Below are 25,350 nucleotides of genomic sequence, written 5' to 3'. Positions count from 1 at the left end.
GCTCTTACGCGTTGCGCGCCATCAGGCCGCCGTCGACCGGGATCACTGCGCCGGTCAGGAACGATGCGGCCGGCAGGCACAGGCTCAGCGTCATGTGCGCGACTTCCTCGGGATCGCCGTAGCGGCCGAGTGCGGTGCGGCGCTTGGCATAGATGGTCTTGTGCTCCTCCGGGATGCGATCGGTGATCGCGGTACGGATCGGGCCCGGGCAGATGCAGTTGACGGTGATGCCTTCGCGGCCGAGCTCCACCGCGAGCGAGCGGGTGAGGCTCGCCACCCCGCCCTTCGCCGCCGAATAGGGGCTGTGCAGTGCGGTGGCGCCGAGCGCCTCGGTGGAGGCGATGTTGACGATGCGCGGGCTCTTCGATTTGCGCAAATGTGGAAGCGCCGCGCGGATGATGCGCGGATGCGCCGTCAGCATCACGGCGATGCCCTTGGCCCAAGCGTCCTCGTAAACTTCATCGTCGATCGCGACGCGCACGGAGATGCCGGCATTGTTGACGATGATGTCGAGCCCGCCGAAATGCGCCGCGACATCGCCGACCACACGCTTGATCTCACCGGCATTGGCCACGTCGAGCTTCCAGGCCCGCGCCGCGCCGCCGCTCGCGACGATCTCCGTCGCAACCGCCTGCGCGCCTTGCTCGTCAAAGTCGGTGACGGCGACGTTCGCGCCTTCGGCGGCGAACACGCGCGCCGTCGCGCGCCCCATGCCGCTCGCGGCACCGGTGACGAGAACGCTCAGGCCGTTCACGGACCGGCTGAGCTGCTTGAAGTCGGACATGCTGTTTCCTCGGACCTGCTTGCTTCTTGTTGCGAGATTGACAAGGCTTGCATCGATCCGCAGACAGGTCAAACAAGCAAAAGCAAAGGGAGAGCGGCGCGATGACGAACGAGCTCGATTTTACAGGCAAGCAGGTGCTGGTCGTCGGCGGTTCCAGCGGCATCGGCAACGGAATCGCGCAGGCCTTTCGCGCCAGGGGTGCGCATGTCGCGGTTTGCGGCACCCGCACCCACGCCACGGATTATTCGGCGGAGGAAGGCTCCGACCTCACGGGTCTCGCTTACGCGCAGCTCGATGTCAGCAGTGCCGGTGCGATCGAGACCTTCAAGCCGTCCTTCGAGCGGCTCGACGTGCTCGTGCTCGCGCAGGGCGCGGTGCTCTACCGCCGCGGCGAATTCGAGATGGCGGGCTTTCGCAAGGTCGTCGAGGTCAACCTGATGAGCCTGATGGCCTGCGCGAGCCGATTTCATTCCATGCTGCGGGAAGCCAAGGGATCGCTGATCATCGTCTCGTCGACCGCAGCCTATCACTCCACCATGGGCAATCCCGCCTACAACGCGTCGAAGACCGGCGCGGTCGGATTGACGCGGACGCTGGGCGAGGCCTGGGCCGAGGATGGTATCCGCGTCAACGGCATCGCACCCGGACTGGTCGACACCAAGATGACGAAGGTGACGACCGACAATCCCAAGCGGCTCGAAGGCGCGCTGGCGCGCATTCCGCTGCGCCGATTGGGCACGCCGGCCGATATGGCAGGTGCGGCGCTGTTTCTGGCATCGCCCTTGTCATCCTACGTCGTCGGCCAGACCATCGTCGTCGATGGCGGGCTCATTCTGTAGGCGAATACAAGGAACCGCGCTCAGCCTGATCGGTTACTTCGGCGGATCACCGAGGAGGAATATCATGGACCCGGATCGGATTATCGGATCGGCCAAGGAAATGGCGGGCGGCGTGGAAGGTACCGTGGGTGAGATGGCGGGAGATGCAAAGACGCAAGCGTCAGGCCGGGCACGCGAGGCTGCCGGCACGGTGCAGAACCTGTACGGCCAGGCAAAGGACACGGCGCGCGAAGCAGCGAACACCGCCACCAGCTACGCAAAAGATGCCTATGAGGCGAGCGGCGACACGTTCCGCGACGGCACGCAGGCCATCGCCAAGAGGGTGCAGGACAATCCGCTCGGCGCGCTCTTGATCGCCGGCGGCATCGGCTTTGCGCTCGCCTTGCTGATCTCGCGTCCTGCGCGCCGCCCGCCGCCGTCGCGCTGGCGCTACTACGGCTGAGAGCCCATCACGTCGTGTCTCGTGCCCCGGACGCAGTGCGGCGTGAAACGCGGCGCTGCTGAGCCGAGCCCATTCCTTTGTTGATGTCGCACGAAACTGGGTCCGGCTCTGCGGCGCATCACCCATAGCGTGTTGAAGACGCGCGCAAACGCGCTGATGGCGCTGCGCCGCGTCCGGGACAGGTCTCAGCGAAAAATCACCGGATCACTTCCGCCGCTCGTCCCACGTTCGCCGGCGGACGCGGGATCGCCGGGTTCAGATTCGGATTGCGCGGTGCGGGCGTGAACTGACGGGGCGGTGACGGAGACCCGAAGCCGAAGAAATCGCGGAATGAGGGCGTTGCCTGCGCCGGCTGCTGCTGTTGCTGCGGTGGTGCCGGAGGCTTCTTCGGCGCGGGCTTCGGCGGCGCGATCGCCGCGGCTGCGCCCGGCGAGCCCGAGGAACCGGGCGTGGCGCCGCTGCCCCCAGGTGTCGTCGTCGCCATCGGGGTATCGCCCTTGGCCTGCTCGCGGCCAACTTCGCGGCGCGGCCAGGAATAGTCGTCGGCACGGCCCGCAGGCGCCGTCAGCGGTTCGCCCTTCACCAGCGTCCTCGCAGCGAGCGCATCGACGGCGGCGGGACGCGAGCCCGGCCCGCCCAGCAATTGATCGGTCGAGATCGAGGCGGCAACCAGCGGCACGATCGGGCCCGCCAGTGGCCGCGGCGCAGGTTTGCCGGGCTCGGCGCTGGTGTCGGGAGTCGCCGGCTCGCTCGGCAACGCAATCGGACCGGAACGTCCTGCGAGCAGGCGCGTGATCTCGCGCTCGACATAGTGCGCGAGCTTGCGTGCGCCGGCCTTGGTGAAATAGACGCCGTCATAGCTGCGGAGCTGACGGATCTGGCCTTCGAAGTCGGGGCCCTTCTGCAGGAAGCGGCCGGCTTCGTCGACAAAACCGTCCCAGACGTCGACATAGGTGATGCCGGCCTTGCCCGCGCCCTCGCGATAGAGCGAATCCAGGAACAGCATGTCCGCCGTTCCCTTCTGGCCGCGGATCGCTGGCAGGCCGACCCAGAGCACCGGCACGCCCTTGGCTTTGAGGACGGCGGCCAGCTCCTCGATCTTCTTGCTGTAGAGTTCGACCCAGCGGTCGTCGCGGAATTCATAGACGCCGTTGGGCGAGCGCGCGGCCTTCTCAGGTGCCGGGGTTTGCGGCGCATCGGCGCTATCGGCGTCGTCTTGCGGCAGGTCACTGTCGGCCGGCTTGTCCTCCGGCTTGGCGGCGGTGTCGGGGCCGCTCGGTTTGGTCTCGCCGGGCTTTCCCTTGACGCGTGCGCCCTTGTCGTTCTTCTTGTCCGATGCCTTCTCCGTTTTGTCGGATGCAGGCTCGCGGATCTGGATGCGGTCGTTGAGGCCGAGCATCACGACGATGACGTCGGGCTTTTCGGTCTCGAGAATGCCTTTGGCCGCGGCTGCCCAGTCGGAGGGCTCGCCGCGCGGCTGATACTTGATCAGGCCGGACGTGGTCTTGTGCTTGCGGATAACGCCCATGTCGGGCTGTTCGGTGTAGGCGTCTTCGAGGCCATAGGCGAGCCAGTCCGCCATGGCATCGCCGATCACCAGCACGTTCTTCTCTGGCGTCGTGTCGCGCTTGGCCGGCGCGGGGGCGCGCGAAAAATCCTGACGCGGTGCCTGCTGTTGCTGCTGTGGCTGCTGGAACGGCGCGAAGAAGTCGCCGCCGAACCAGCCGCCGCCATGGCGCGGTGGCGGGGCCGAGCGCTGCGGAGGGCCGCCGCCGAAGCCGCCGAAACCTGGGAAGTTGAAGAACTGCGCCGAGGCGGGTCCTGCAACCGAGACCAGGATCGCAAGCGCCGTCCCCAGCGCGATCAACGGGCCGGTCTCGGTCAGCGCCTTGAACAGGGACTTTGGCTTCGACATGCGATCTCGGGCCGCAGCAACGGCTGTTGGAATAGGCTCGAATATAATAACGGAATCGGGCCGCAAACGGGCAGATTCTCTTGCAGATTCTTTGGGCCATACACGGGGATCGGCCGTCCCCGTCAAGGCCGGCCGTCAAAATTCCCGTTCAGGGTTACTTTCGCCTCGGTTTCAGCGTCCCCGCAGCCGTTCCAGCATGTCGGAGGAGGCAAATCCGTCCGCAGGCGCCCCGATCGAGGCCTGGAAGTTGCGCAGCGCCTCCCGGGTCTGGCCGCCGAACTGGCCGTCCGGGGTGCCCTTGTAGAAGCCACGCTGGGCGAGAAGCTGCTGCAGCTCGAGCCGTTCGGCGCGGGACAGTTCCCGTTCCTGCCGCGGCCAGGACTGGGTGAAGGGCTGGCCGCCGCGCAGGCGGTCGGCGAAATGGCCGATCGCCAACGCGTAGGCCTCGGCCGGATTGTATTTCATGATGACCCGGTAGTTCTGCAGCATCAGGAAGCCCGGCCCCTCGGCGCCGGCGGGCGCCAGCAGATAGGCCTTCTCGGCCGGATGCGGGAACGGCTGCCGGGTCGGACGGGTGATCCCGAGCTTCTCCCACTGCGCGATCGTCATCGCCTTGGCGCGATCGGCCAGCATGTAGTTGAAGTCCCTGGGCACGACGACCTCGAAGCCCCAGGTCTGGCCGGCCTGCCAGCCGTCCTTCTTCAGATTGTTGGCGGTGGAGGCGATCAGGTCCGAGGGATCGTCGACCACGTCGCGCCGTCCGTCGCCATCGGCATCGACGGCATAGCGCTTGAACGCGGTCGGCATGAACTGCGTCGGGCCGAACGCGCCGGCCCAGGAGCCACGCATCTGCTCCGGACTGAGATCGCCGCGGTTGAGGATCTCCAGCGCGGAGAGGAATTCATCCTTGAAATAGGCCTGGCGGCGGCCGATGCAGGCAAGCGTCGCCGTCGATTGCAGCACGCTGCGGTCGCCCATCTGCGTCGAGTAGTTGGATTCGATGCCCCAGATCGAGGCGACGATGTAGCGGTCGACGCCATAGGCCTTTTCGGTGGCGTCGAACTGCGCCTTGTACTTGGTGAGGATCTCGCGGCCCCTGGCCAGGCGGTTGTCGCTCACGAGGATGTCGAGATAATCCCAGATCGACTTGGTGAACTCCGGCTGTGAATCCAGGAGATCCATGATGCGCAGGTCGGGCGACAGGCCCGCGGTGAAGCGCTGGAAATTCTCCTGCGTGATGCCGCGCCGTGCGGCATCGGGCCACATCCCGGCAACGCAATTGTTGAAATTGCCCGCCGCCTCGCGGATTGCCGCCGCCGTCATCAGCGGATGGCCGGAGGCACCGTCTTCGCCGCTCCAGGGCTGGGCACCGCCGGGCGCTCCTTGCGAAGGCGCCGGGTTCGAGCCGGAAAAAATGCCGCCGAACAGATTCGACAGGCCGTTCTGGGCCTGCGCATGTGTGGGCAACGGGAACAGCAGTGCGGCGCCGAGCATTGTTGCGCCGGTCAAAGGCCTCGCGAATTTCGCCATTCCTGCCACTGATTGCCTCATGTCCCACCCGTCCGGCCGAAAATCCGCCTTCAGGAGGCCTCGTTACGGTTGCCAATATCTTAACAAAGGTGAAGTTTTGTAGGCGGCCTTGTTATCAAATCCGCCGGGCAAGGGCCCTACATCCGCCTTTGTTAGCGGCTGCAAACCGTCTAGCAAGCCGTCATTGCTCACGCGTCTCTCGAGGTATTCGATCAATCCCATGAAAATCCGCAAAGCTGTATTCCCGGTCGCCGGCCTCGGCACCCGTGTCCTGCCCGCCACCAAGGCGATGCCCAAGGAGATGCTGACCATCGTCGACAAGCCGCTGATCCAGTACGTCTATGACGAGGCCAAGGAAGCGGGCATCGAGCATTTCATTTTCGTCACCGGCCGCAACAAGAACGTCATCGAAGATCATTTCGACCGGATGTTCGAGCTCGACACCACGCTCGCCGCGCGCGGCAAGAAGGCCGAGCAGGAGATTCTGACGCAGAACCAGCCGGATGCGGGCGCCGTCAGCTTCACCCGCCAGCAGGCACCGCTCGGCCTCGGCCATGCGGTCTGGTGCGCGCGCGACATCGTCGGCAACGAGCCGTTCGCGGTCGTGCTGCCCGACGAACTCGTGCTCAATGCGCCCGGCTGCCTGAAGCAGATGATCGACACGGCAGCGACGCTCGGTGAAAAATCCAACCTGCTCGCGGTCGAGGCGGTGCCGGATCATCTGACCCATCAATACGGCATCTGCGGCGTCGGCAAGCGCAACGGCAAGATGTTCGAGGTCGACGGCATGGTCGAGAAGCCGCCGAAGGGCACTGCGCCCTCCAATCTGTCGATCACCGGCCGCTACATTCTCCAGCCCGAGATCTTCAAGATCCTGGAGACCCAGGAGCGCGGCGCCGGCGGCGAGATCCAGCTCACCGACGCCATGATCGGGCTCGCCAAGTCGCAGAAGTTCTACGGCGTCGAGTTCGAGGGCGAGCGCCATGATTGCGGCTCCAAGGCCGGCTTCCTGCGCGCCAACATCGCCTACGGCCTGAAGCGCCCCGACCTGCGCGACGGCCTGATCGCGGAGATGAAGAAGTATCTGGGGCAGTAGCGGGAGGTATCTCGCCACGCGTTATTTCGAATCCAACTCGCCAATCTCTCCTGGCGTCGTCCCGGCGAAGGTCGGGACCCATAACCACAGGGAGTAGTTTGGCGAAGACTCGTTGTTCGGTAGGACGACCGTGCGCAATCGATGGACTCCCCGGTATGGGCCTTCGCCGGGGCGACACCGAAGATGCGGGGATTGCTTCGCACTCAAAATGACTGCGTTGCGCCGGAGACTCACGCCACCAGCGACAGCTTCGGCAGGCTCGCGACCACGGACTGGTTGCGGCCGCCGGCCTTGGCGGCGTAGAGCGCCTTGTCGGCGGCGTTCACCAGGATCGACCAGTCCAGGCCGGCAGTGGGAACGATGCTCGCAACACCGCAGGACACGGTCGACATCGTCTGGTCATCGGACCAGCCTTGCACCTTGGCGCGGATCATCTCGGCGATCTTGAACGCGTCGGTCGCCGAGGTGTTCGGCAGCAGCACGGCGAATTCCTCGCCGCCATAACGCGCGGCGCAATCGCCGGCGCGACGCACCGAATCGGAAATGCAGATGGCGATGCCGATCAGCACCTGGTCTCCGGCCTGATGGCCGAACGTGTCGTTGTAGGCCTTGAAGTGATCGGCATCGATCATCAGAAGCGCGACGGGCGTCTGCTGGCGCATGGCGCGGCGCCATTCCTGGTCGATGACGGAATCGAACTTGCGCCGGTTGCGCAGGCCCGTCAGCGCGTCCGTCGTCGCCATCTCCTCGAGCTTGCGCTCGGCCTCGGCGCGCCGGCCGATCTCGCGGGCGAGCACGACCGTCGAGCCCAGCATGAAAAGTGCGAGCACCAGCACCACGACGCCGATGCGCAGGGCCTCCGTCTGCCACAGCGCAAAGACCACGTAGAGCGGCTTGCCGGCCACCACGAACAGCGGACTGGCCCCGCTGCTGCGGACGTAGAGGCGTGGCGTTTCGTCGATCGGTCCCTGTCCTGCGAACGAGCCGCCGGCCTTCAGATTGTCGGCCTTCCAGTTCTGGCGCTCGGACAGGTTCTTGCCGATCACGTCGAGGTCGAACGGCCGCCGCATCATGATGGTGCGGTCGCGCTTGAGCACGGTGATGGTGTCCTCGGGCCCGAGGTTCAACCGCTCGAACAGCTCGTGGAAATAGCTGAAGCGGATCGAGCCGGCGACGACCCCCATGAAGCCGCCATCGGTGTCGCTGATGCGTCGGCTCAGCACGATCGAATAGGCGCCGCGGAACAACATCGGACGGCTGATGAACAGTCCGGCGCCGGGATTGTCGCGGTGAACCCTGAAATAGTCCTCGTCGCCGCGGCTCTCCGGCAGCGGATCGAGCGTGGAGGCGTCGATGGTCAGCTTGCCTTCGGCATCGAACACCTGGATGGCGCCGAAGTGCCTAGCCGTAGTGGCATGATCGAACAGGATGAGCTGGCGGATCGGCTTCGAAACGGTCCCGATCTCGGGCAGCAGCATGCTGCTCGCGACCGCCTTCAGCGACAGGTCATAGATCTCGATATTGCGGCTGATGTCGGCCTCGATGGTGGTGGCCAGGTTTTCCAGCGTCTGGCGCGCGAGCGCCTCCTCGCCGCGCCGCATGTCCAGCATGACGTTGACGCAAATGGCGGAAAAGCCGATCACCGTCACGACCGACGAGATGATCAGCAGCTTCGCCGAAATCCGCCACGGCCGGCGGGCCATGGCTTCGCGCCATCCAGACAGCATCGCTTGCTCCCGACATTAGTGGATGCGCCCGAATGATTGCGTAGTGTTTAAGTCGGGACGGCGGTGGTGCAATGAGTTAAGAATTGGTTTCCGAAGCTCACGCTTTTGCGCAAAGCAGAGCTTCGGACCAGCGAGATGAGGACGGCGGTGAACGACTACGACGCGCTACGCGATTACCTGATGCGACAGAAGCAGACGGAGTTCGTGCTGAGCTTTGAGCAGATCGAGGAGATCATCGGTGCCGCGCTGCCGCGCGCAGCGCAGCGCGCCTCATGGTGGGATAGCCTGCGCAGCCCCGACATCCGGATGCCGCAGCGCGAAGCCTGCCTTGCCGCCGGCTTCGTCGCGACGCGGATGCCGGACGGCCAGAGCGTGCGGTTCAGGAAGCAGAAATCGGCGCAGAGGTGAGGGCGCGCTGTCTTTCCCTCTCCCCTTGTGGGAGAGGGTGGCTCGCCGCGTAGCGGCGAGACGGGTGAGGGGTCTCTCTCCGCGCGTCAATTCGTCGAGTTGAGTTTGCGGAGACAGACCCCTCATCCGGCGCTTCGCGCCACCTTCTCCCACAAGGGGAGAAGGCAGAAGAGCCCGCCTGCGTCGAGATCAGCTCGCCGCTTCCAGCCGCACTTCGGTGAGCAGCCGCATCGCGGCGTCGGCATCCATCGGCTCGCCGAAGGCAAAGCCTTGCGCGTATTCGCAGCCCATCTGGTACAGCTCGACCGCGTCGGAATCGGTCTCGGCGCCTTCGGCGACAACATCCATGCCGAGATCGTGCGCAAGCGCGATGATCGACTTCAGGATCACCGGCCGCGTGCCGCGGCTGGTGGTGCGGACGAAGGACTGGTCGATCTTGATTGTGTCGAACGGGAATCGCTGCAGATAGGCGAGCGAGGAGTGGCCGGTGCCGAAATCGTCGAGCGAGAGCCCGGTGCCGAGCTCGCGAATCCGCGTCAGCATCTGCGCCGCATGCTCGGGATTCTCCATCACCAGCGATTCCGTCAGCTCCAGTTTCAGCGTGCCGCGCGCGACCGAGGAGCGCGACAGCACGGTGCGGATGTCGTGGATGAGATCGTGGCGCAGCAACTGCCGCGAGGAGACGTTGACGGAGGCGAAGATCGGATCGCGCGAGCGCATCGCGCGCTGCCAGATCGCGAGCTGCTTTGCGGTCTGGTCGAGCACGAACATGCCGAGATCGACGATCAGGCCGGTTTCTTCCGCGATGCTGATGAACTCCGACGGCGACATGCGCCCGAGCTTGGGATGATCCCAACGCGACAGCGCCTCGAAGCCGGCGATCGAACGATCCTCCAGCCGCACGATCGGCTGGTACAAGATCGTGATCTCCTGGCGCTCGATGGCGCGGCGCAGCTCGCTTTCCAGCGTCAGCCGGTCGGTCTTGCGGGCGCGCATCACCGGCTTGTAGACGTCGATGCGGTCGCCGCCGATGCGCTTGGAATGATACATCGCAAGCTCAGCATCCTTGATGATCTCGTCGGTGAGCTGCACTTGCGGATCGGACAAAGCGAGGCCGATCGAGGCGGTCAGGAAGATCTCGCGGTCGTTGAAGGCGATCGGCGCGCGGATCGTCTTGCGGATGGTCTCGGCGAAGGCGGTGATGCGGGCGGGATCCTGCTCCGACAGCAGGATCAGGCCGAACTGGTCGCCGGCAAGCCGCGCCAGCGTATCCTGCGGCTTCAGGATGCGGGTGAGGCGGCGGGCGAGCGTTAAGAGGATGGAATCGCCGACCGCGATACCGACGGAATCGTTGACCTGCTTGAAGCGGTCGAGGTCGATCACCATCAGCGTCGGCCGTAGCGTCGGCATGGTCTTGGCGAAATGCGCGACCGCGCCGAGCCGGTCCATGAACAGTTTGCGGTTGGGCAGGCCGGTGAGGTTGTCGTGCACGGAGTCGTGCAGCAGGCGCTCTTCCGCGTTGCGCAGCTCGGTGACGTCGGTGAGGGTGCCGACCACGCGCGAAACCTCGCCGTCCGAGCCGACCACGGGACGCGCCTTCAGCGCGAACCACATGAAGTGACCGTCCGGCGTGCGCAGGCGGAAGTCCTGCACCAGGCGGCCGCGGCGCTGGTCGAGCACGCTGTCGAGCGCGGCGCGGAAGCGATCCTGGTCGAGCGGATGCAGCACCTCGAGCCACGACGCGGCCGGACCTTCCAGCGTGCCGCGCTTCAGGCCGAGCAGGGCCTCTGTCTCGGGGCTGGTGAAAACCTTGTCGGCCGACACGTCCCAGTCCCAGATCAGGTCGCCGGAGCCGGCCAGCGCCAGCGCCCGCCGCTCGATGTCGGAGACGACGCCGGTGGTGGCGCCACCGCCGGCGAAGGCGTGCTGCATCACCGTGAATCCGATCAGCATCACGATCAGTACGAGGCCGCCGAGCAGCGCCGGACCGACGATGTCGTTGGTGACCGAGCCGGCGACCGTCATACCGGCCGCGACCACCCAGACCACCAGCAGGAACCAGGTCGGGATCAGCAGCACGGCGCGGTCGAAGCCGTGGGTGGAGAGATAGACGATCAGCGCAAAGCCGGCGAAGGCAATCAGCACCAGCGACATGCGCGCGATGCCGGAGGCCACGGCCGGATCGAACAAAGCGAGCGCGACCAGCGAGCCCAGGAACGCGAGCCAGCCCACGGTGATGTGCGAATAGCGCACATGCCAGCGGCTCAAGTTGAGATAGGCGAACAGGAACACCAGCAGCGTCGCCGCGAGGATCGCCTCGCCCGCCGCGCGCCAGATGCGCTCGGCGTTGTTCGACATGTCGAGCACCTTGCCCCAGAAGCCGAAATCGACGCCGATATAGACCAGCACCGCCCAGGCCAGCGCCGCGGCCGCCGGGAACATGATGCTGCCCTTCACCACGAACAGGATGGTCAGCACCAGTGCAAGCAGGCCGGAGATGCCGATCACGATGCCCTGGTAGAGCGTGAAGGAGTTGACCTTGTCCTTATAGGCCTCCGGCTCCCACAGATAGAGCTGCGGCAGCTTGTCGGTGCGCAATTCCGCGACGAAGGTGACGACGGCGCCGGGGTCGAGCGTGATGCGGAACACGTCTGCGGTCGCGCTTTCCTGACGCTCCGGTCGGTCGCCGACCGAGGGCGTGATGGTCGCGATGCGCGACAGCCCGAGGTCGGGCCACAGCAGGCCCGATGACACGATGCGATAATGCGGGGCGACGATCAGGCGGTCGAGCTGGTCGTCGGTATTGTTGGCGAGCGCGAACACCACCCAGTTCTGGCCGCCTTCGCGGGCGCGTACCTCGATGCGGCGGACGATGCCATCGGTGCCGGGCGCGGTGGAGACCTGGATGCGGTCGGTGTCGCTGCGTTGATGTTCGAGAACGCCGGTAAGGTCGATCGCGGGCGCGTCGCTGCGGACGCTGACGGCGTCAAGCGCGCGCGCCGGGCACGCGCCGACAAGAATCATGAGGCCCAGCGCTATGGGCGCGAGGCACCTGATCAGACGCAAGGCCAGTTCTCCGCGTTCGACGCAAACTCTTCAGTGCAAGGCGTTTGTCCGAACGAACGAGACGGTTCGGCGCTCTGCGATAGATGCCACGAAAGCGAGGAAAATCAAAGGGTTTCCGCTTATCCCCTGTGGGCCGTTGGCCTAGACCTCCAACACAATTTTGCCAATATGTGCGCTGGTCTCCATCCGCCGGTGCGCGTCTGCGGCCTTTTCCAGCGGGAAACTGCTGTCCATCAGTGGCTTGACGCGGCCCTCGCTCAGAAGCGGCATCACTTTCGCCTCGATCGCGGCCACCATCGCCGCCTTGTCCGCATTACTACGGGGGCGCAGCGTCGAGCCGGTATGCGTCAGGCGCTTGACCATCACCTTGGCGATGTTGACGTTGACCTTGGGGCCGTTGAGGGTCGCGATTTGCACGATGCGGCCGTCGACCGCTGCGGCATCATAGTTGCGATCGACATACTCGCCGGCGACCATGTCGAGGATCAGGTTGGCGCCGGCATTGTTGGTCTCCGCCTTGACCACAGCGACGAAGTCCTCGGTCTTGTAGTTGATGGCGCGGTCCGCGCCGAGCTTCAGGCAGGCATCGATCTTGTCCTGCGAGCCGACGGTGACGATCACCTTCGCGCCGAACGCTTTCGCAAGCTGGATCGCCATGGTGCCGATGCCCGAGGAGCCGCCATGGATCAGCAGCGTTTCGCCGGCCTTCAGCCCGCCGCGTTCAAACACGTTGTGCCAGACCGTCATCAAGGTCTCCGGCAGCGCGCCGGCTTCCTTGATCGACAACGCCGGGGGCACCTTCATGGCCTGGCCGTCCTGAGCGATGCAATACTGCGCATAGCCACCGCCGGCGACGAGTGACATCACCTTGTCGCCGATCTTGTGCCGCTTGGCGTTGCTGCCGACAGCCACCACCTCACCGGCGACCTCGAGTCCCGGCAGGTCGCTGGCGCCGGGCGGCGGCGGGTAAGACCCGGAGCGCTGCGCCACGTCGGGCCGGTTGACGCCCGCGGCCTGCACCTTGATCAGGATCTCGTCGGGGCCAGGCTGCGGCAGCGCCCGCTGTTCCGGCACCAGCACCTCGGGTCCGCCGGGCTTGGAGATGGCGACCACGGTCATTTGCGCGGGCAGCTTTTCCATGATTTGTCCTTGCAAGGGTGCGAGATGGAAATGTGGGCCATTGATTAGCCAGCGCGCTTCACGCTGGCAACCGTCTCAGCCTCGTTTGGCCGCGCGAACGCAGGAGGAACGACGATGCCGATGGAAGACGACGACCGGCCTCGCAAGAAGATCAGCCACGAGATCGGACAGGATCTCTCACTATTGTCGGTGGAGGAGCTGACCGAGCGCGTCGCGCTGCTGAAGGCGGAAATCGCAAGGTTAGAGGAAGCCGCCACCAAGAAGCGCGCCTCGCGCGATGCGGCGAATAATTTCTTCAAGTCGTAGCAACGCGCGCATTTTGCGACGCGCGGCGTCGAACATCCCTGCGTCATTCCGGGGCGGCGCGCCAGCGCCGAGCACGGAATCCAGGCCTTTGAAACAGGCAGGCTGATAGGGCCGGGCCATTCCGTCCGCTCGTGGCTATGGATTCCGGGCTCGCGACTTCGTCGCGTCCCGGAATGACGGCGGGACAGAGAAACGCGCGGACCCCGCTCGGCCAATGACCGACATGGCTAACGAACTCTCAAAATATTTGCTCGTTTACGGTCGATTAAGCTTTCGGGTTTATGACTGGAACCGTCCTCGTTTGGACACCGAGTGGCTCCTGTCCACTCTGTTTGACGCCTCCCTGTTATCAACTTTCAAAGCCGCCGGTCTCCGGCGGCTCTTTTTTGTCTCGCGTCGGTTGTATTCCGAGGAAAGACCCGCGGAAACCATATCCGCGCTTGCCGCTGGACTCCGCCTCCCGCCCGCGCAATGATTTGTTCATCATAAGCCGGCGCCAAAGCCGGACGGTAACAGTTGCGTAAGGGGCGTTAACCATGGAACGTTTGCAAGCCGACGGCGCTCTCGTTCAACTCAGCGAGCGGTTCACCAATTCTGCGGCGTTCGGCGCCCTGTTCCGTGAGGGGATGGACCTCGTCGAAGAAACCGCCGCCTATCTCGACGGCGCCGGCCGCACTGAGGCCAAGGCGCTCGATCGTGCCGTCAGCCTCACCTACGCGACCGAGAGCATGCGTCTCACCACGCGCCTGATGCAGCTCGCCTCGTGGCTGCTGTTGCATCGCGCGGTCAAGGAAGGTGAGATGACGCTCGTCCAGGCCAACCGCGAGAAGACCAAGGTCAAGCTCACCGCCGCCGATCCCGGTCCCGCCGATACCATCGAGAAGCTGCCGGCGCAGTTGCAGGATCTGATCCACCGCTCGATGAGCCTGCAGGCGCGTGTGCGCCGTCTCGACACCACCATCCACACCCCGCCGACCGATCACGCCGCGATCGGCAACCCGCTGGTGCCGCACCTGAACGCGCTCAAGGCCGCGTTCGAGCGGTAAGTCCATTCACCGTCATTCCGGGCGCGCGAAGCGCGAACCCGGAATGACAACCCGGAAAACAAAAACGCCCCTGGTCTCCCAGGGGCGTTTTGCGTTCGCGGCCGAAGTGGCCGGATCAATCCTTTTTGAGAAAACCGGAAAATTTCTTCTGGAAGCGCGAGACGCGGCCGCCGCGATCCATGATCTGCTGGGCGCCGCCGGTCCAGGCCGGATGCGACTTCGGGTCGATGTCGAGGTGCAGCTTGTCGCCTTCCTTGCCCCAGGTGGAGCGGGTCTGGTACTCGGTTCCGTCGGTCATCACGACCGTAATCGTATGATAATTCGGATGAATTTCGGCTTTCATGGCAATTCGCCGGCGCCCGGCGCCTCTCACTTGAGTGACTATCGATGACGGATTTGGCCGGCTCTATACCGCACGGAAACCCCTAAAACAAGCCACTGCCGGACAAGCAGAACCGGGCTGTCACTTAAGGGACATCCCGGATTTGCCACTCCCCCGGCAACCGGCCTATGTGGAGCGGAGTTGTCTATCGGGTCGGGATGTCATGAGCGCAGTGGAACGGCTTGACCATCGGTACCATGAGGGCGAAGCCGGGCCTGCCGAGACCCCGTCGATCGAGGCGGAGCTGATCGAGCAGCCGGCGAAGGGCCGGGCGCGACTGCGTCCGCTGCTCGCGCTCGCGCCCTATGTCAGCCGCTATCGCGGCCGGGCGGCGCTCGCTTTCGTCGCGCTGACGATCGCGGCGCTGACGACGCTGCTGGTGCCTGTCGCGGTAAGGCGGATGATCGATTTCGGCCTCACGCCGGAAGGCATCGCGCTGATCAACAGCTACTTTGCCGTGATGATCGCGGTGGTCGCCGTGCTCGCGCTCGCAAGTGCCTCGCGCTACTACCTCGTGATGACGATCGGCGAGCGCATCGTCGCTGACCTCCGGCGCGACGTCTTCGCCCATCTGCTCTCGCTGTCGCCGGCCTTCTTCGACTCTGCGCGCAGCGGCGAGCTGGTGTCGCGCCTCACCGCCGACACCACCCAGATCAAATCCGCGGTCGGCGCGTCCGTCTCAATCGCGCTGCGCAACCTCATGATGTTCCTCGGCGCCGCGGCGATGATGGTGATCACGAGTCCGCGCCTGTCCGGCTTCGTGCTGCTGGCGATCCCCCTGATCGTGCTGCCGCTGGTCGCGTTCGGACGCTGGGTGCGGCGGCTGTCGCGCAACGCGCAGGATACGCTCGCCGATGCCTCGGCCTATGCCGGCGAGCTGGTCGGCGCGATCCGCACCGTGCAGGCCTATACCAGCGAGGGGCTGGCGGAGAAGCGGTTCGGCGGCGAGGTCGAGCAGGCCTACGAGGCCGCGCGCACCTCGACCCAGGCGCGTGCGGTGCTCACCGCCATCATCATCTTCATCGTGTTCGCCAGCGTGGTCGCGATTCTCTGGATCGGCTCGCACGACGTGCTGACCGGCGCCATCACGCCGGGCCGGCTCGGCCAGTTCGTGCTCTATGCCGCGTTCGCGGCCGCCGGTCTCGGCCAGCTCAGCGAGGTCTGGGGTGAGGTCTCGGCCGCCTCGGGCGCCGCCGAGCGCCTGTTCGAGATTTTGCATGTGCAGCCGGAGATCACCGCGCCCGCTTCTCCGCGGGCGCTGCCGACGCCGGCGTGCGGCGAGGTCGGCTTCGATCATGTCAGCTTCGCCTATCCGGCGCGGCCCGACGTCAATGTGCTGGACGCCGTCTCGTTCACGGTGCGCCCCGGCGAGAAGGTCGCGATCGTCGGCCCGTCCGGCGCCGGCAAGAGCACGATCTTTCATCTGTTGCTGCGCTTCTACGATCCGCGGGGCGGCGCGATCTCGCTCGACGGCGTGCCGGTCATGGCGGCCGACCCGCGCGATTTCCGCGCACGCATCGCGCTGGTGCCGCAGGAGTCGACTGTGTTTGCCGCCAGCGCCCGCGAGAACATCCGCTTCGGGCGACCCGATGCGACCGATGCCGAGGTCGAGCGCGCCGCCGAGCTCGCCCACGCCGCCGAGTTCATTCGCCGCCTGCCCGACGGTTTCGAGACTCCGCTCGGCGAGCGCGGCGTGACATTGTCCGGCGGCCAGCGCCAGCGCATCGCGATCGCGCGCGCGATCCTGCGTGATGCGCCGCTCTTGCTGCTCGACGAGGCGACCTCGGCGCTCGATGCCGAAAGCGAGACGCTGGTGCAGACCGCGCTCGAAGAGCTGATGAGCCACCGCACCACGCTGGTGATCGCACACCGGCTCGCAACCGTGCTCTCCTGCGACCGCATCCTGGTGATGGACCAGGGCAGGATCGTCGAGCAGGGCACGCATGCAGAGCTGGTCGCGGCGAACGGGCTTTATGCCAGGCTGGCAAGGTTGCAGTTCGAGGGCGCGTAGTTCGAGAGCGCGTAAGGCGTTCTGACCGCCACCCCACTCACGGTGTCATCACCCGCGAAAGCGGGTGATCCAGTATCCCAGAGGCAGTGCGAGGATACGGGGAAGCCGCGGCTTACTGGATGCCCCGCCTGCGCGGGGCATGACTGCGGAGAGGACCTGGATTGCTCCATTGCGCCCGTAAATGATTGGGCTTGATGCACTTACGTCCCGCCGCCGGCGACTGCGGTTCTACTTTGCATGGGGTTGTTTTCGAGATTTTAGTTGGGACGCGGCGCGTTACGGCTTCCACGCCATCCGCAGCACCGGCCGTCCTGAGGTTGGGTTCACGTCGTCGCCCGCATGCGCAAAGCCGTTGCGCTCGTAGAAGCGGATGGCGCGGGCGTTGTCCTTGTTGACGAGCAGGGTGACGCCGGTCGGTGACAGGCGCTTGGCCTCATCCACCAGCAGCCGCGCTGCATCCGAGCCCCAGTGGTCGGGATCGACCACGAGCTGGTCGAGATAGCCTTCGCCGTCGATGGTGACGAAGCCGATCAGCGCGGCGTCCTGTTCGGCGACCACGATTGAGGCCTTCGGCACCAGGTCCTTGCGCCAGCGTTCGCGCCACCATTCGAGGCGCGCCGCGAAGTCGATCTGCGGATAAGCCTGTTGCCAGGTGCGATGCCAGAGGTCGATGGACGCGGCCTCGTCCTCTGCGCGGTAGGGGCGGAGGCGGAGGGCGCTCACTACCGCTCCGTCAGCTTCAGCTCGATGCGGCGGTTGCGCTTGTAGGCCTCTTCGGTGTTGCCGGGGTCGAGGGGCTGGAATTCGCCGAAGCCGGCGGCGACCAGGCGCTGGGCCGGCACACCGAGCGAGATCAGATATTGCACCACCGAGATGGCGCGGGCCGCGGACAGGTCCCAGTTGGACTTGAAGTTCGGGCCGTTGACCGGCCGCATGTCGGTATGACCATCGACACGCAGCACCCAGGCGATTTCCGTCGGGATCTTCTTGTCGAGCTCGATCAGCGCGTTCGCCACGGTATCGAGCTCGGCGCGGCCCTCGGGCAACAGGGTCGCCTGTCCGGTGTCGAAGAACACTTCCGACTGGAACACGAAGCGGTCGCCGACGACGCGGATGTCGGGACGATTGCCGAGAATGGCGCGCAGGCGGCCGAAGAATTCGGAGCGATAGCGCGACAATTCCTGCACGCGCTGCGCCAGCGCCACGTTGAGGCGCGCGCCGAGATCGGCGATCCGGCTCTGCGATTCCTTGTCGCGCTTCTCGGAGGCATCGAGCGCTTCCTCGAGCGCCGCGAGCTGCCGCCGCAGCGCGCTGATCTGCTGGTTCAGCACCTCGATCTGGGCGAGCGCCCGGGCCGAGACGGCCTTCTCCGAGTCCAGCGCCTTGTTGAGCTCGGTGGTCTTGCCTTGCGCGTCGTTGCCGGCACTGGCGAGCCCCTCATAGAGGCCCTTCATGCGGTCGCGCTCGGATTCGGCGGAAGCGAGGCCGGCCTTGAGCTGTGCCACCTGGTCGTCGAGGCTGAGCTTGCCCAGCTTCTCCAGCGACAAGAGTTCGTTGAGCTGCGCGATCTTGGCGTTGAGCTGTTCCAGCGCCTTGTCCTTGCCGGTCACCTCCTGCGACAGGAAGAACTGCACGACCAGGAACACCGACAACAGGAACACGATCGACAGCACCAGCGTCGACAGCGCGTCGACGAATCCGGGCCAGTAATTGAAGGGGCCGTCGCTGCGGCGGGCGCGGGCTAGAGCCATTTCGTTTATCTCCACTTCCGAGTCCCGGACGCGGCGCAGCGTGCAACGCTGCTCCGCAGAGCCGGGACCCACATCTTAAGTAACGCGCTGGGCTCAGCGAATCCTCAACTCTTCTCCGGCTGGCGCGCGATGCGTTCCAGAAGGCGCCGGATCTCGCGGTTCTGCTCGCCCTGGCCGTCGGCCCATTCGCGGATCATCTGCTGCTCGGTGCGCATGTGCGAGACCAGCGCCTGGATGGCTTCGGCAAGGCTTGCCATCGCGGCCGTGGTGCCGCGGCTCGCGCTGCCCTCTTCCAGCACCGAACGCAGCCGCTCGACCGCGGCCTGCAGCTCGCCGCCGGCGACGCCGCCGCCGGCTGCGACGGTCACCTCGCCGCGGCCATATTCGCGCACGGTGGTGGCGAGCCAGTCTTCGAGGTCGGTGTAGAAGCGGTTCTGGGCCTGGCTCGATTGCAGGTCGAGAAAGCCGAGGATCAGCGAGCCGGCGAGGCCGAACAACGAGCTCGAGAACGAGATGCCCATGCCGCCGAGCGGGGCGGCGAGGCCCTCTTTCAGCGTGTCGAACAGCGCGCCGGCATCGCCGCCGACCTTCAGGCCGCCAATAATCGCGCCAACCGAGCCGACCGTCTCGATCAGGCCCCAGAAGGTGCCAAGCAGGCCGAGGAAGACCAAGAGTCCGGTCAGGTAGCGGGAGATATCCCGGGCTTCGTCGAGGCGCGTCGCGATCGAGTCGAGCAGATGGCGCATGGTCTGCTGCGTGATCGTCATGCGTCCGGTCCGCTCGCCGCCGAGGATCGCCGCCATCGGCGCCAGCAACCGCGGGTGGCCGCTCGGCACCAGCCCCGGGTCGGCAATCCGGAAGCTGTTGACCCACCTCACTTCTGGATAGAGCCGGATGACCTGCCGGAAGGAGAGAATGATGCCGATGACAAGGACCGCCCCGATCAGCGCGTTGAGGCCCGGATTGAAGAAAAAGGCATTCGCTATCTGCTTGTAGAGCACCACGGAGATCAGAGTGCAGAGCACCAGGAAGACGAGCATCCGCACGAGAAACACGCTGGGCGACGACAGTTTGGTGAGTTCGATGTCCATGTGAGGCGAGGTGCCTGACGGCGTGCGCATAGCCGATGTCATCCGTTACGAAAGCCTGAGCGGCCCGCACTATGGCACAGCGCGAGCCCAAAAAAAGCGCCCGATCGCCGAATTCGGGCAGGCAGGGAACCCAAGGCCGAAACCGCACTTCGATCGCGCAGCATTTCCTCAGCGGCGCGTCGGCCACGATCGGACGATGGCAGCCGAATTATTGCGATGTTCTGTCGCAGCGCGCAGCGATGGAACCCGACTCACAATCCGGTGAATCCAGAAAAGCGGCCTGAACTCAGCACGATAGGCCGTGTGACATTGAGCCGCCCGGATCATGCGTTGCGTCGCAGCACGTCCATTCTATTTTGACGGCATCAACCGCGCGGAATTGCCCAGAACGGGCTCGCGCGGAGCGTGATTCAGTATCAACAACTTCGGGGCACTTCTCTCCATGTCAGGACTTCGTGCGCGATCGGCATGCGTTGCATTGATGCTCGCGGCCCTCGCGCCGCTGCTTGCAGGTTGCGACGAATCCAGCTCAGCCATCTCCTCCGCCACCCAGCCCGCCGACCCCGATGTCAGCATCGTCGTCGTCAAGCCGCAGCCGCGCGCCGTGGTGCGCGAACTGCCCGGCCGCATCGCGCCGACGCGCGTCTCCGAAGTGCGGCCTCGCGTCTCCGGCATCGTGGTCGAGCGCCTGTTCCGTCAGGGCAGCGAGGTGAAGGCGGGTGATCCGCTCTACCGGATCGATCCGCGCCCGTTCGAGGTCGAGGTGATGGCCAACGAAGCGGCGCTCGCCAAGGCCGAGGCGGCCTTGATGCAGGCGCAGCAGCAGGCGCGCCGCATTGCCACGCTCACGAGCCAGCGCGCTGCCCCCGAAGCCGAGAATGAGAAGGCGGTTGCGGCCGAGCGCCAGGCCCATGCCGAGGTCGAGGGCCGCAAGGCCGAGCTCGCGCGCGCAAAACTCAATCTGGACTACGCCACCGTGCGCGCGCCGATCGACGGCGTGGTCGGCGCGGCCCTGGTCAGCGAGGGCGCGCTCGCGGTCCAGAACGAGACCAATCTCGCCACCATCCAGCAGCTTGATCCGATCTATGCCGACTTCACCCAGTCGGTGACCGAGCTCAACCAGCTCCGCCGCGCCTTCGAGAGCGGCGACCTCGAGCGCATCGCCGCCGATGCCGCCAAGGTGCGCCTCGTGCTCGACGACAACACCCTTTATTCGCTCGACGGCAAGCTGCTTTTCTCCGATGCCAAGGTCGACGCCCATACCGGGCAGGTGACCCTGCGCGGCGAGTTCCGCAATCCCAAGCGCGAGCTCTTGCCGGGCATGTATGTCCGCGTGCGCATCGACCAGGGTCTCGACTCCGACGCGATCGCGGTGCCGCAGCAGGCGATTCAGCGCAATGGCGGCGGCGGCAGCGAGGTGTTCGTCGTCAAGGACGACAATCGCATCGCGGTGCAGGCGGTGCGCACCGGTTCGGTGCAGGACGGCATCTGGTTCGTCACCGACGGGCTGAAGGCCGGCGACAAGGTCGTGGTCGAAGGTTTCCAGAAGTTCGCGGCCGGCGACAAGGTCAAGCCGCAATCCTGGTCGGAAGCGGATGCGACCGCGGACAACCGGCACGCGCAGCAGGTCACGCGGTAACGCGCCATGCCGAGCTTCTTCATCGACAGGCCGATCTTCGCCTGGGTCGTCGCGCTATTCATCTGTCTGATCGGCGCGATCGCGATCCCGCTGCTGCCGATCGCGCAATATCCGATCATCGCGCCGCCCTCGATCTCGATCTCGACGAGCTACCCGGGCGCCTCGCCGGAAAACCTCTACAACAGCGTTACGCGCCTGATCGAGGAGGAGCTCAACGGCGCCTCCGGCATCCTCAATTTCGAATCCACCAGCGACTCGCTCGGCCAGGTCGAGATCATTGCCAATTTCGTGCCGGGCACCGACACCGGCGCGGCCTCGGTCGAGGTGCAGAACCGCATCAAGCGCGTCGAGGCGCGCCTGCCGCGTGCGGTGATCCAGCAAGGCATTCTGATCGAGGAAGCCTCGAGCGCAGTGCTTCAGATCATCACGCTGAACTCGACCGACGGCAGCCTGGATGAAGTCGGGCTCGGCGACTTCATGATCCGCAACGTGCTCGGCGAGATCCGCCGCATCCCCGGCGTCGGCCGCGCCACGCTTTATTCGACGGAGCGGTCGCTTCGCGTCTGGGTCGATCCGGCCAAGCTCGTCGGCTATGGGCTGACGGCCGACGACGTCAACAAGGCGATCGCGGCGCAGAACGCGCAGGTCGCCTCGGGCAGCATCGGCGCCGAGCCGTCGACCGCGAACCAGCGCACGTCCTCGCTGGTGCTGGTCAAGGGCCAGCTCTCCTCGCCCGATGAATTCGGCGCCATCATCTTGCGCGCCAATCCCGATGGCTCGACCGTGCGCCTGCGCGACGTCGCGCGCGTCGAGGTCGGCGGCCTCAGCTACCAGTTCAATACGCGGCTGAACGGCAAGCCGACCGCGGGTCTTTCGGTGCTGCTGTCGCCGACCGGCAATGCGCTCGCGACCGCGAGCGCGGTCGAAGAGAAGATGAAGGAGCTGTCGCGCTTCTTCCCGGCCAATATCAGCTACGAGATCCCCTACAACATCACGCCCGTGGTCGAGGCCTCGATCAAGAAGGTGCTGACGACGCTGGTCGAAGCCGTGGTGCTGGTGTTCGTGGTGATGTTCCTGTTTCTCCAGAACATCCGCTACACCATCATCCCGACTATCGTGGTGCCGGTGGCGCTCCTGGGCGCCTGTACCACGCTGCTGCTTGCCGGCTACTCCATCAACATGCTCTCGATGTTCGGCATGGTGCTCGCGGTCGGCATCCTCGTCGACGACGCCATCGTCGTCGTAGAGAACGTCGAGCGTATCATGGCCGAGGAAGGCCTGCCGCCGAAGGAGGCGACACGCAAGGCGATGTCGCAGATCACCGGCGCCATCATCGGCATCACGCTGGTGCTGATGGCGGTGTTCGTGCCGATGGCGTTCTTCCCGGGCTCGGTCGGCATCATCTACCGCCAGTTCTCCGTCACCATGGTCGCCGCGATCGGCTTCTCCGCCTTCCTCGCGCTGTCGCTGACGCCGGCGCTGTGCGCGACGTTGCTCAAGCCCGTTGCGGCCGGCCATGGCCACGCGCGGAAGGGCGTGTTCGGCTGGTTCAACCGCATGCTCGAAGGCGGCAAGGAGGGCTATTCCCGCACCGTCGCCTTCTCGCTCAAGCGCACGGGCCGGCTGATGCTGGTCTATGCGGCACTACTGGTCGGCCTATCCTGGGCCTTCATCAACCTGCCCGGCGGCTTCCTGCCCGTCGACGACCAGGGCTTTGTCACCACCGACGTGCAGACGCCGTCGGATTCGTCCTATGCCCGCACCGAGGCCGTGATCGAGAAGGTCGAGAAATATCTGGCGCAGCGGCCAGGCGTGAAGGATGTCACCTTCCTCACCGGCTTCAGCTTCTCCGGCCAGGGCATGAACACGGCGCAGGCCTTCATCACGCTGAAGGACTGGTCGGAGCGCGGGCCGAAGGATTCGGCAGCCGCGATCGTCTCGGACATCAACCGCGACCTGTCCTCGATCCGCGATGCAAAAATCTCGGCGCTGCAGCCGCCGCCGATCGACAATCTCGGCAACTCCTCGGGCTTCTCGTTCCGCCTTCAGGACCGCGGCCAGAAGGGCTATTCGGCCCTGATGCGCGCCGCCGACCAGCTCATCGCGGACGCCAATGCGAGCCCGGTGCTGCAGAAGGTCTATATCGAGGGCCTGCCCGAGGCGGGCGTCGTCAATCTCGTGATCGACCGCGAGAAGGCCGGCGCCTTCGGCGTGACGTTCGAGGACATCAACAACACGATCTCGACCAATCTCGGCTCGAACTACATCAACGACTTCCCGAACCGCGGCCGCATGCAGCGCGTCGTGGTCCAGGCCGACAGCCGCGACCGCATGAGGACCGAGGACATCCTCAACTACAACGTCAAGAACAGCCGCGGCCAGCTCGTGCCGTTCTCGTCCTTCGCAACCGTCGAATGGGCGCGCGGTCCGACCCAGATCGCCGGCTTCAACTACTATCCGGCCGTGCGCATCTCCGGCGAGGCGAAGCCCGGCTTCACCTCGGGCGATGCGATCGCCGAGATGGAGAAGCTTGCGGGCAGGCTGCCGCGCGGCTTCGGCTATGAATGGACCGGACAGTCGCTGCAGGAGAAGCTGTCGGGCTCGCAGGCGCCGTTCCTGCTGGCGCTGTCGGTGTTCGTGGTGTTCCTGTGTCTGGCCGCGCTCTACGAGAGCTGGACCATTCCGCTCGCGGTGCTGCTCACCGTGCCGCTCGGTGTCACCGGCGCGGTGATCGCGGCGATGCTGCGCGGCCTGCCGAACGACGTCTATTTCACCGTCGGCCTGATCACCATCATCGGCCTTGCCGCCAAGGACGCGATCCTGATCATCGAGTTCGCCAAGGACCTGCGCAAGGAAGGCAAGCCGCTGCTGGAAGCCACCATCGAGGCCTGCCGCCTGCGCTTCCGCCCGATCCTGATGACCGGCCTTGCCTTCATCTGCGGCGTGCTGCCGATGGCGATCGCCCACGGCGCCGGCGGTGCCAGCCAGCAATCGCTCGGCACCGTCGTGATGGGCGGCATGATCGCGGTGGTCATCCTCGCGCTCTTGATGGTGCCGGTGTTCTTCGTCTCCGTGCAGCGCGTGCTCGCAGGGGACCGGGAGCCGAAAGCGGCGAAGGCGGAAGTGTATGGACCGCCGGCACCGGTGAAGCCATAACGCATACTGTCGTGCCCCGCGAAGGCGGGGCATCCAGTACGCCGCGGCTTCTCGATCCTAGCTGCGCCGTCTCTGGAATACTGGATCACCCGCTTTCGCGGGTGATGACAGTACGCGGCGCGGCCTTCGCCCTAAGCCGCCTTCCGCAAGATCTTCACCAGCTCGCCGTGCACGAACTCGTTGCCGCACACGACGTGGCCGGTTGTCAGCGCATCGCCCGGCGTTTCGATGTCGCTCACGGTGCCGCCTGCTTCCTTGACCATGATCTGGCCGGCGGCGATGTCCCACGGGGAGAGGTTGCGCTCCCAGTAGCCGTCGAGGCGGCCGGCGGCGACGAAGGCGAGGTCGAGCGAGGCGGCGCCGAAGCGACGCAGGCCTGCGACGCGGTTCTGGATCGCGGTCATCTCGCGGCGGAATTCCTCGTGGTCGCCGCGGCCGATATGGGGCAGGCCGCAGGCCACCACGCATTCGTTGAGCTGGCGGCGGCCGGCGACGCGCAGGCGCTGGTCGTTGAGGAAGGCGCCCTTGCCGCGCTCGGCGATGTAGAGCTCGTCGTTGGCGGGATTGTAGATCACGCCCGCGATGACAGTACCTTCGCGCGCGAGCCCGATCGAGATGGCGAATTGCGGGATGCCGTGCAGGAAGTTGGTGGTGCCGTCCAGGGGATCGACGATCCAGGTGTGGCTCTTGTCGGTGCCCTCACGGGTGCCGCCCTCTTCGCCGATGAAGCCGTAGCCGGGCCGGGCCTTGGCGAGGTCCTGGTAGAGGATCTCTTCCGCGCGCTTGTCGGCGAGCGAGACGAAATTCGCGGGACCCTTCAGCGAGACCTGGAGATGCTCGATCTCGCCGAGATCGCGCTTGAGGCTGCGGCCGGCGCGACGCGCTGCCTTGACCATGACATTGATAGTGGCGGAATACAGCATGAGCTCTGGTCTTGATCGGGGGAGAGACGGCGCGGAACCGCGCCCATTTGAGGGGATTGGGTGCCCTGCGAGGGGCTTTGCGTCAAGTCATTGCGTCA

At 65.6% G+C, this 25,350-nt stretch carries 20 protein-coding genes; 9 read left to right on the top strand and 11 right to left on the bottom strand.

Going from position 1 to position 25,350, the window contains the following annotated elements; translation table 11 throughout:
- Positions 1–4: 4 nt before the first annotated feature.
- Positions 5–784: an SDR family NAD(P)-dependent oxidoreductase gene (locus MTX21_RS22025; RefSeq protein WP_280966785.1), complete on the bottom strand. Its 780-nt coding sequence runs from the start codon at positions 782–784 to the stop codon at positions 5–7.
- Between the two features lie 101 nt (positions 785–885).
- On the opposite strand from MTX21_RS22025, the gene MTX21_RS22020 reads away from it, so the two are divergent.
- Complete coding sequence (locus tag MTX21_RS22020; protein WP_280966784.1) at positions 886–1,623, top strand: SDR family oxidoreductase; 738 nt, start codon at positions 886–888, stop codon at positions 1,621–1,623.
- A 64-nt stretch (positions 1,624–1,687) separates the two neighbouring features.
- Complete coding sequence (locus tag MTX21_RS22015; RefSeq protein ID WP_280966783.1) at positions 1,688–2,065, top strand: CsbD family protein; 378 nt, start codon at positions 1,688–1,690, stop codon at positions 2,063–2,065.
- A 196-nt stretch (positions 2,066–2,261) separates the two neighbouring features.
- Here the strand turns inward: MTX21_RS22015 and MTX21_RS22010 are convergent, their stop codons facing one another.
- Both MTX21_RS22010 and MTX21_RS22005 read right to left on the bottom strand, forming a co-directional pair.
- The gene (locus MTX21_RS22010; protein ID WP_280966782.1) at positions 2,262–3,980 is read right to left on the bottom strand and encodes an SGNH family hydrolase; all 1,719 of its coding nucleotides are present in this window, start codon (positions 3,978–3,980) and stop codon (positions 2,262–2,264) included.
- A 171-nt stretch (positions 3,981–4,151) separates the two neighbouring features.
- Complete coding sequence (locus tag MTX21_RS22005; protein ID WP_280966781.1) at positions 4,152–5,531, bottom strand: lytic murein transglycosylase; 1,380 nt, start codon at positions 5,529–5,531, stop codon at positions 4,152–4,154.
- Between the two features lie 199 nt (positions 5,532–5,730).
- On the opposite strand from MTX21_RS22005, the gene MTX21_RS22000 reads away from it, so the two are divergent.
- A complete protein-coding gene (locus tag MTX21_RS22000) occupies positions 5,731–6,606 on the top strand; it encodes a UTP--glucose-1-phosphate uridylyltransferase (protein WP_280966780.1) in 876 nt (291 codons plus the stop codon).
- A 230-nt stretch (positions 6,607–6,836) separates the two neighbouring features.
- Here MTX21_RS22000 and MTX21_RS21995 read toward each other — a convergent pair whose 3' ends face one another.
- Positions 6,837–8,333, bottom strand: a complete 1,497-nt coding sequence (locus MTX21_RS21995; protein ID WP_280966779.1) for a sensor domain-containing diguanylate cyclase — start codon at positions 8,331–8,333, stop codon at positions 6,837–6,839.
- Positions 8,334–8,480: 147 nt separating this feature from the next.
- Between MTX21_RS21995 and MTX21_RS21990 the strand changes: the two genes are divergently transcribed.
- A complete protein-coding gene (locus MTX21_RS21990) occupies positions 8,481–8,741 on the top strand; it encodes a hypothetical protein (RefSeq protein WP_280966778.1) in 261 nt (86 codons plus the stop codon).
- 189 nt (positions 8,742–8,930) lie between these two features.
- Here MTX21_RS21990 and MTX21_RS21985 read toward each other — a convergent pair whose 3' ends face one another.
- Positions 8,931–11,807, bottom strand: coding sequence for an EAL domain-containing protein (locus tag MTX21_RS21985; protein ID WP_280966777.1), 2,877 nt, complete (start codon positions 11,805–11,807; stop codon positions 8,931–8,933).
- Positions 11,808–11,948: 141 nt separating this feature from the next.
- On the bottom strand, positions 11,949–12,947 hold the full coding sequence (locus MTX21_RS21980; protein ID WP_280966776.1) for an NAD(P)H-quinone oxidoreductase: 999 nt from the start codon (positions 12,945–12,947) through the stop codon (positions 11,949–11,951).
- A 114-nt stretch (positions 12,948–13,061) separates the two neighbouring features.
- Here MTX21_RS21980 and MTX21_RS21975 point away from each other — a divergent pair, with 114 nt between their 5' ends.
- On the top strand, positions 13,062–13,253 hold the full coding sequence (locus tag MTX21_RS21975; RefSeq protein WP_280966775.1) for a DUF1192 domain-containing protein: 192 nt from the start codon (positions 13,062–13,064) through the stop codon (positions 13,251–13,253).
- A gap of 536 nt (positions 13,254–13,789) precedes the next feature.
- Positions 13,790–14,299, top strand: coding sequence for a DUF1465 family protein (locus MTX21_RS21970; RefSeq protein WP_280966774.1), 510 nt, complete (start codon positions 13,790–13,792; stop codon positions 14,297–14,299).
- 115 nt (positions 14,300–14,414) lie between these two features.
- Here the strand turns inward: MTX21_RS21970 and rpmE are convergent, their stop codons facing one another.
- Positions 14,415–14,642: a 50S ribosomal protein L31 gene (rpmE, locus tag MTX21_RS21965; RefSeq protein WP_063701089.1), complete on the bottom strand. Its 228-nt coding sequence runs from the start codon at positions 14,640–14,642 to the stop codon at positions 14,415–14,417.
- 202 nt (positions 14,643–14,844) lie between these two features.
- Between rpmE and MTX21_RS21960 the strand changes: the two genes are divergently transcribed.
- Positions 14,845–16,692 (top strand): ABC transporter ATP-binding protein/permease, encoded by a 1,848-nt coding sequence (locus MTX21_RS21960; protein ID WP_280966773.1) that lies wholly within the window; start codon positions 14,845–14,847, stop codon positions 16,690–16,692.
- 276 nt (positions 16,693–16,968) lie between these two features.
- Here MTX21_RS21960 and MTX21_RS21955 read toward each other — a convergent pair whose 3' ends face one another.
- The 3 genes from MTX21_RS21955 to MTX21_RS21945 all read right to left on the bottom strand — a co-directional run bounded on the left by MTX21_RS21955 (position 16,969) and on the right by MTX21_RS21945 (position 19,564).
- Complete coding sequence (locus MTX21_RS21955; RefSeq protein WP_280966772.1) at positions 16,969–17,415, bottom strand: GNAT family N-acetyltransferase; 447 nt, start codon at positions 17,413–17,415, stop codon at positions 16,969–16,971.
- A complete protein-coding gene (locus MTX21_RS21950) occupies positions 17,415–18,443 on the bottom strand; it encodes a peptidoglycan -binding protein (RefSeq protein ID WP_280966771.1) in 1,029 nt (342 codons plus the stop codon). The genes MTX21_RS21955 and MTX21_RS21950 overlap by 1 nt, the downstream gene beginning before the upstream one ends.
- A gap of 104 nt (positions 18,444–18,547) precedes the next feature.
- Positions 18,548–19,564, bottom strand: a complete 1,017-nt coding sequence (locus MTX21_RS21945; protein WP_280966770.1) for a flagellar motor protein MotA — start codon at positions 19,562–19,564, stop codon at positions 18,548–18,550.
- A 412-nt stretch (positions 19,565–19,976) separates the two neighbouring features.
- On the opposite strand from MTX21_RS21945, the gene MTX21_RS21940 reads away from it, so the two are divergent.
- Both MTX21_RS21940 and MTX21_RS21935 read left to right on the top strand, forming a co-directional pair.
- Positions 19,977–21,173, top strand: coding sequence for an efflux RND transporter periplasmic adaptor subunit (locus tag MTX21_RS21940; protein WP_280966769.1), 1,197 nt, complete (start codon positions 19,977–19,979; stop codon positions 21,171–21,173).
- Positions 21,174–21,179: 6 nt separating this feature from the next.
- Positions 21,180–24,329: a multidrug efflux RND transporter permease subunit gene (locus MTX21_RS21935; RefSeq protein ID WP_280966768.1), complete on the top strand. Its 3,150-nt coding sequence runs from the start codon at positions 21,180–21,182 to the stop codon at positions 24,327–24,329.
- Between the two features lie 131 nt (positions 24,330–24,460).
- Here the strand turns inward: MTX21_RS21935 and MTX21_RS21930 are convergent, their stop codons facing one another.
- The gene (locus MTX21_RS21930; RefSeq protein WP_280966767.1) at positions 24,461–25,252 is read right to left on the bottom strand and encodes an inositol monophosphatase family protein; all 792 of its coding nucleotides are present in this window, start codon (positions 25,250–25,252) and stop codon (positions 24,461–24,463) included.
- Positions 25,253–25,350: the final 98 nt, after the last annotated feature.

Source organism: Bradyrhizobium sp. ISRA430 (assembly GCF_029909975.1).
GTDB lineage: Bacteria > Pseudomonadota > Alphaproteobacteria > Rhizobiales > Xanthobacteraceae > Bradyrhizobium.
Note: the sequence above shows the minus strand (reverse complement) of the source record. Positions and strands in the feature narration are given on the sequence as shown.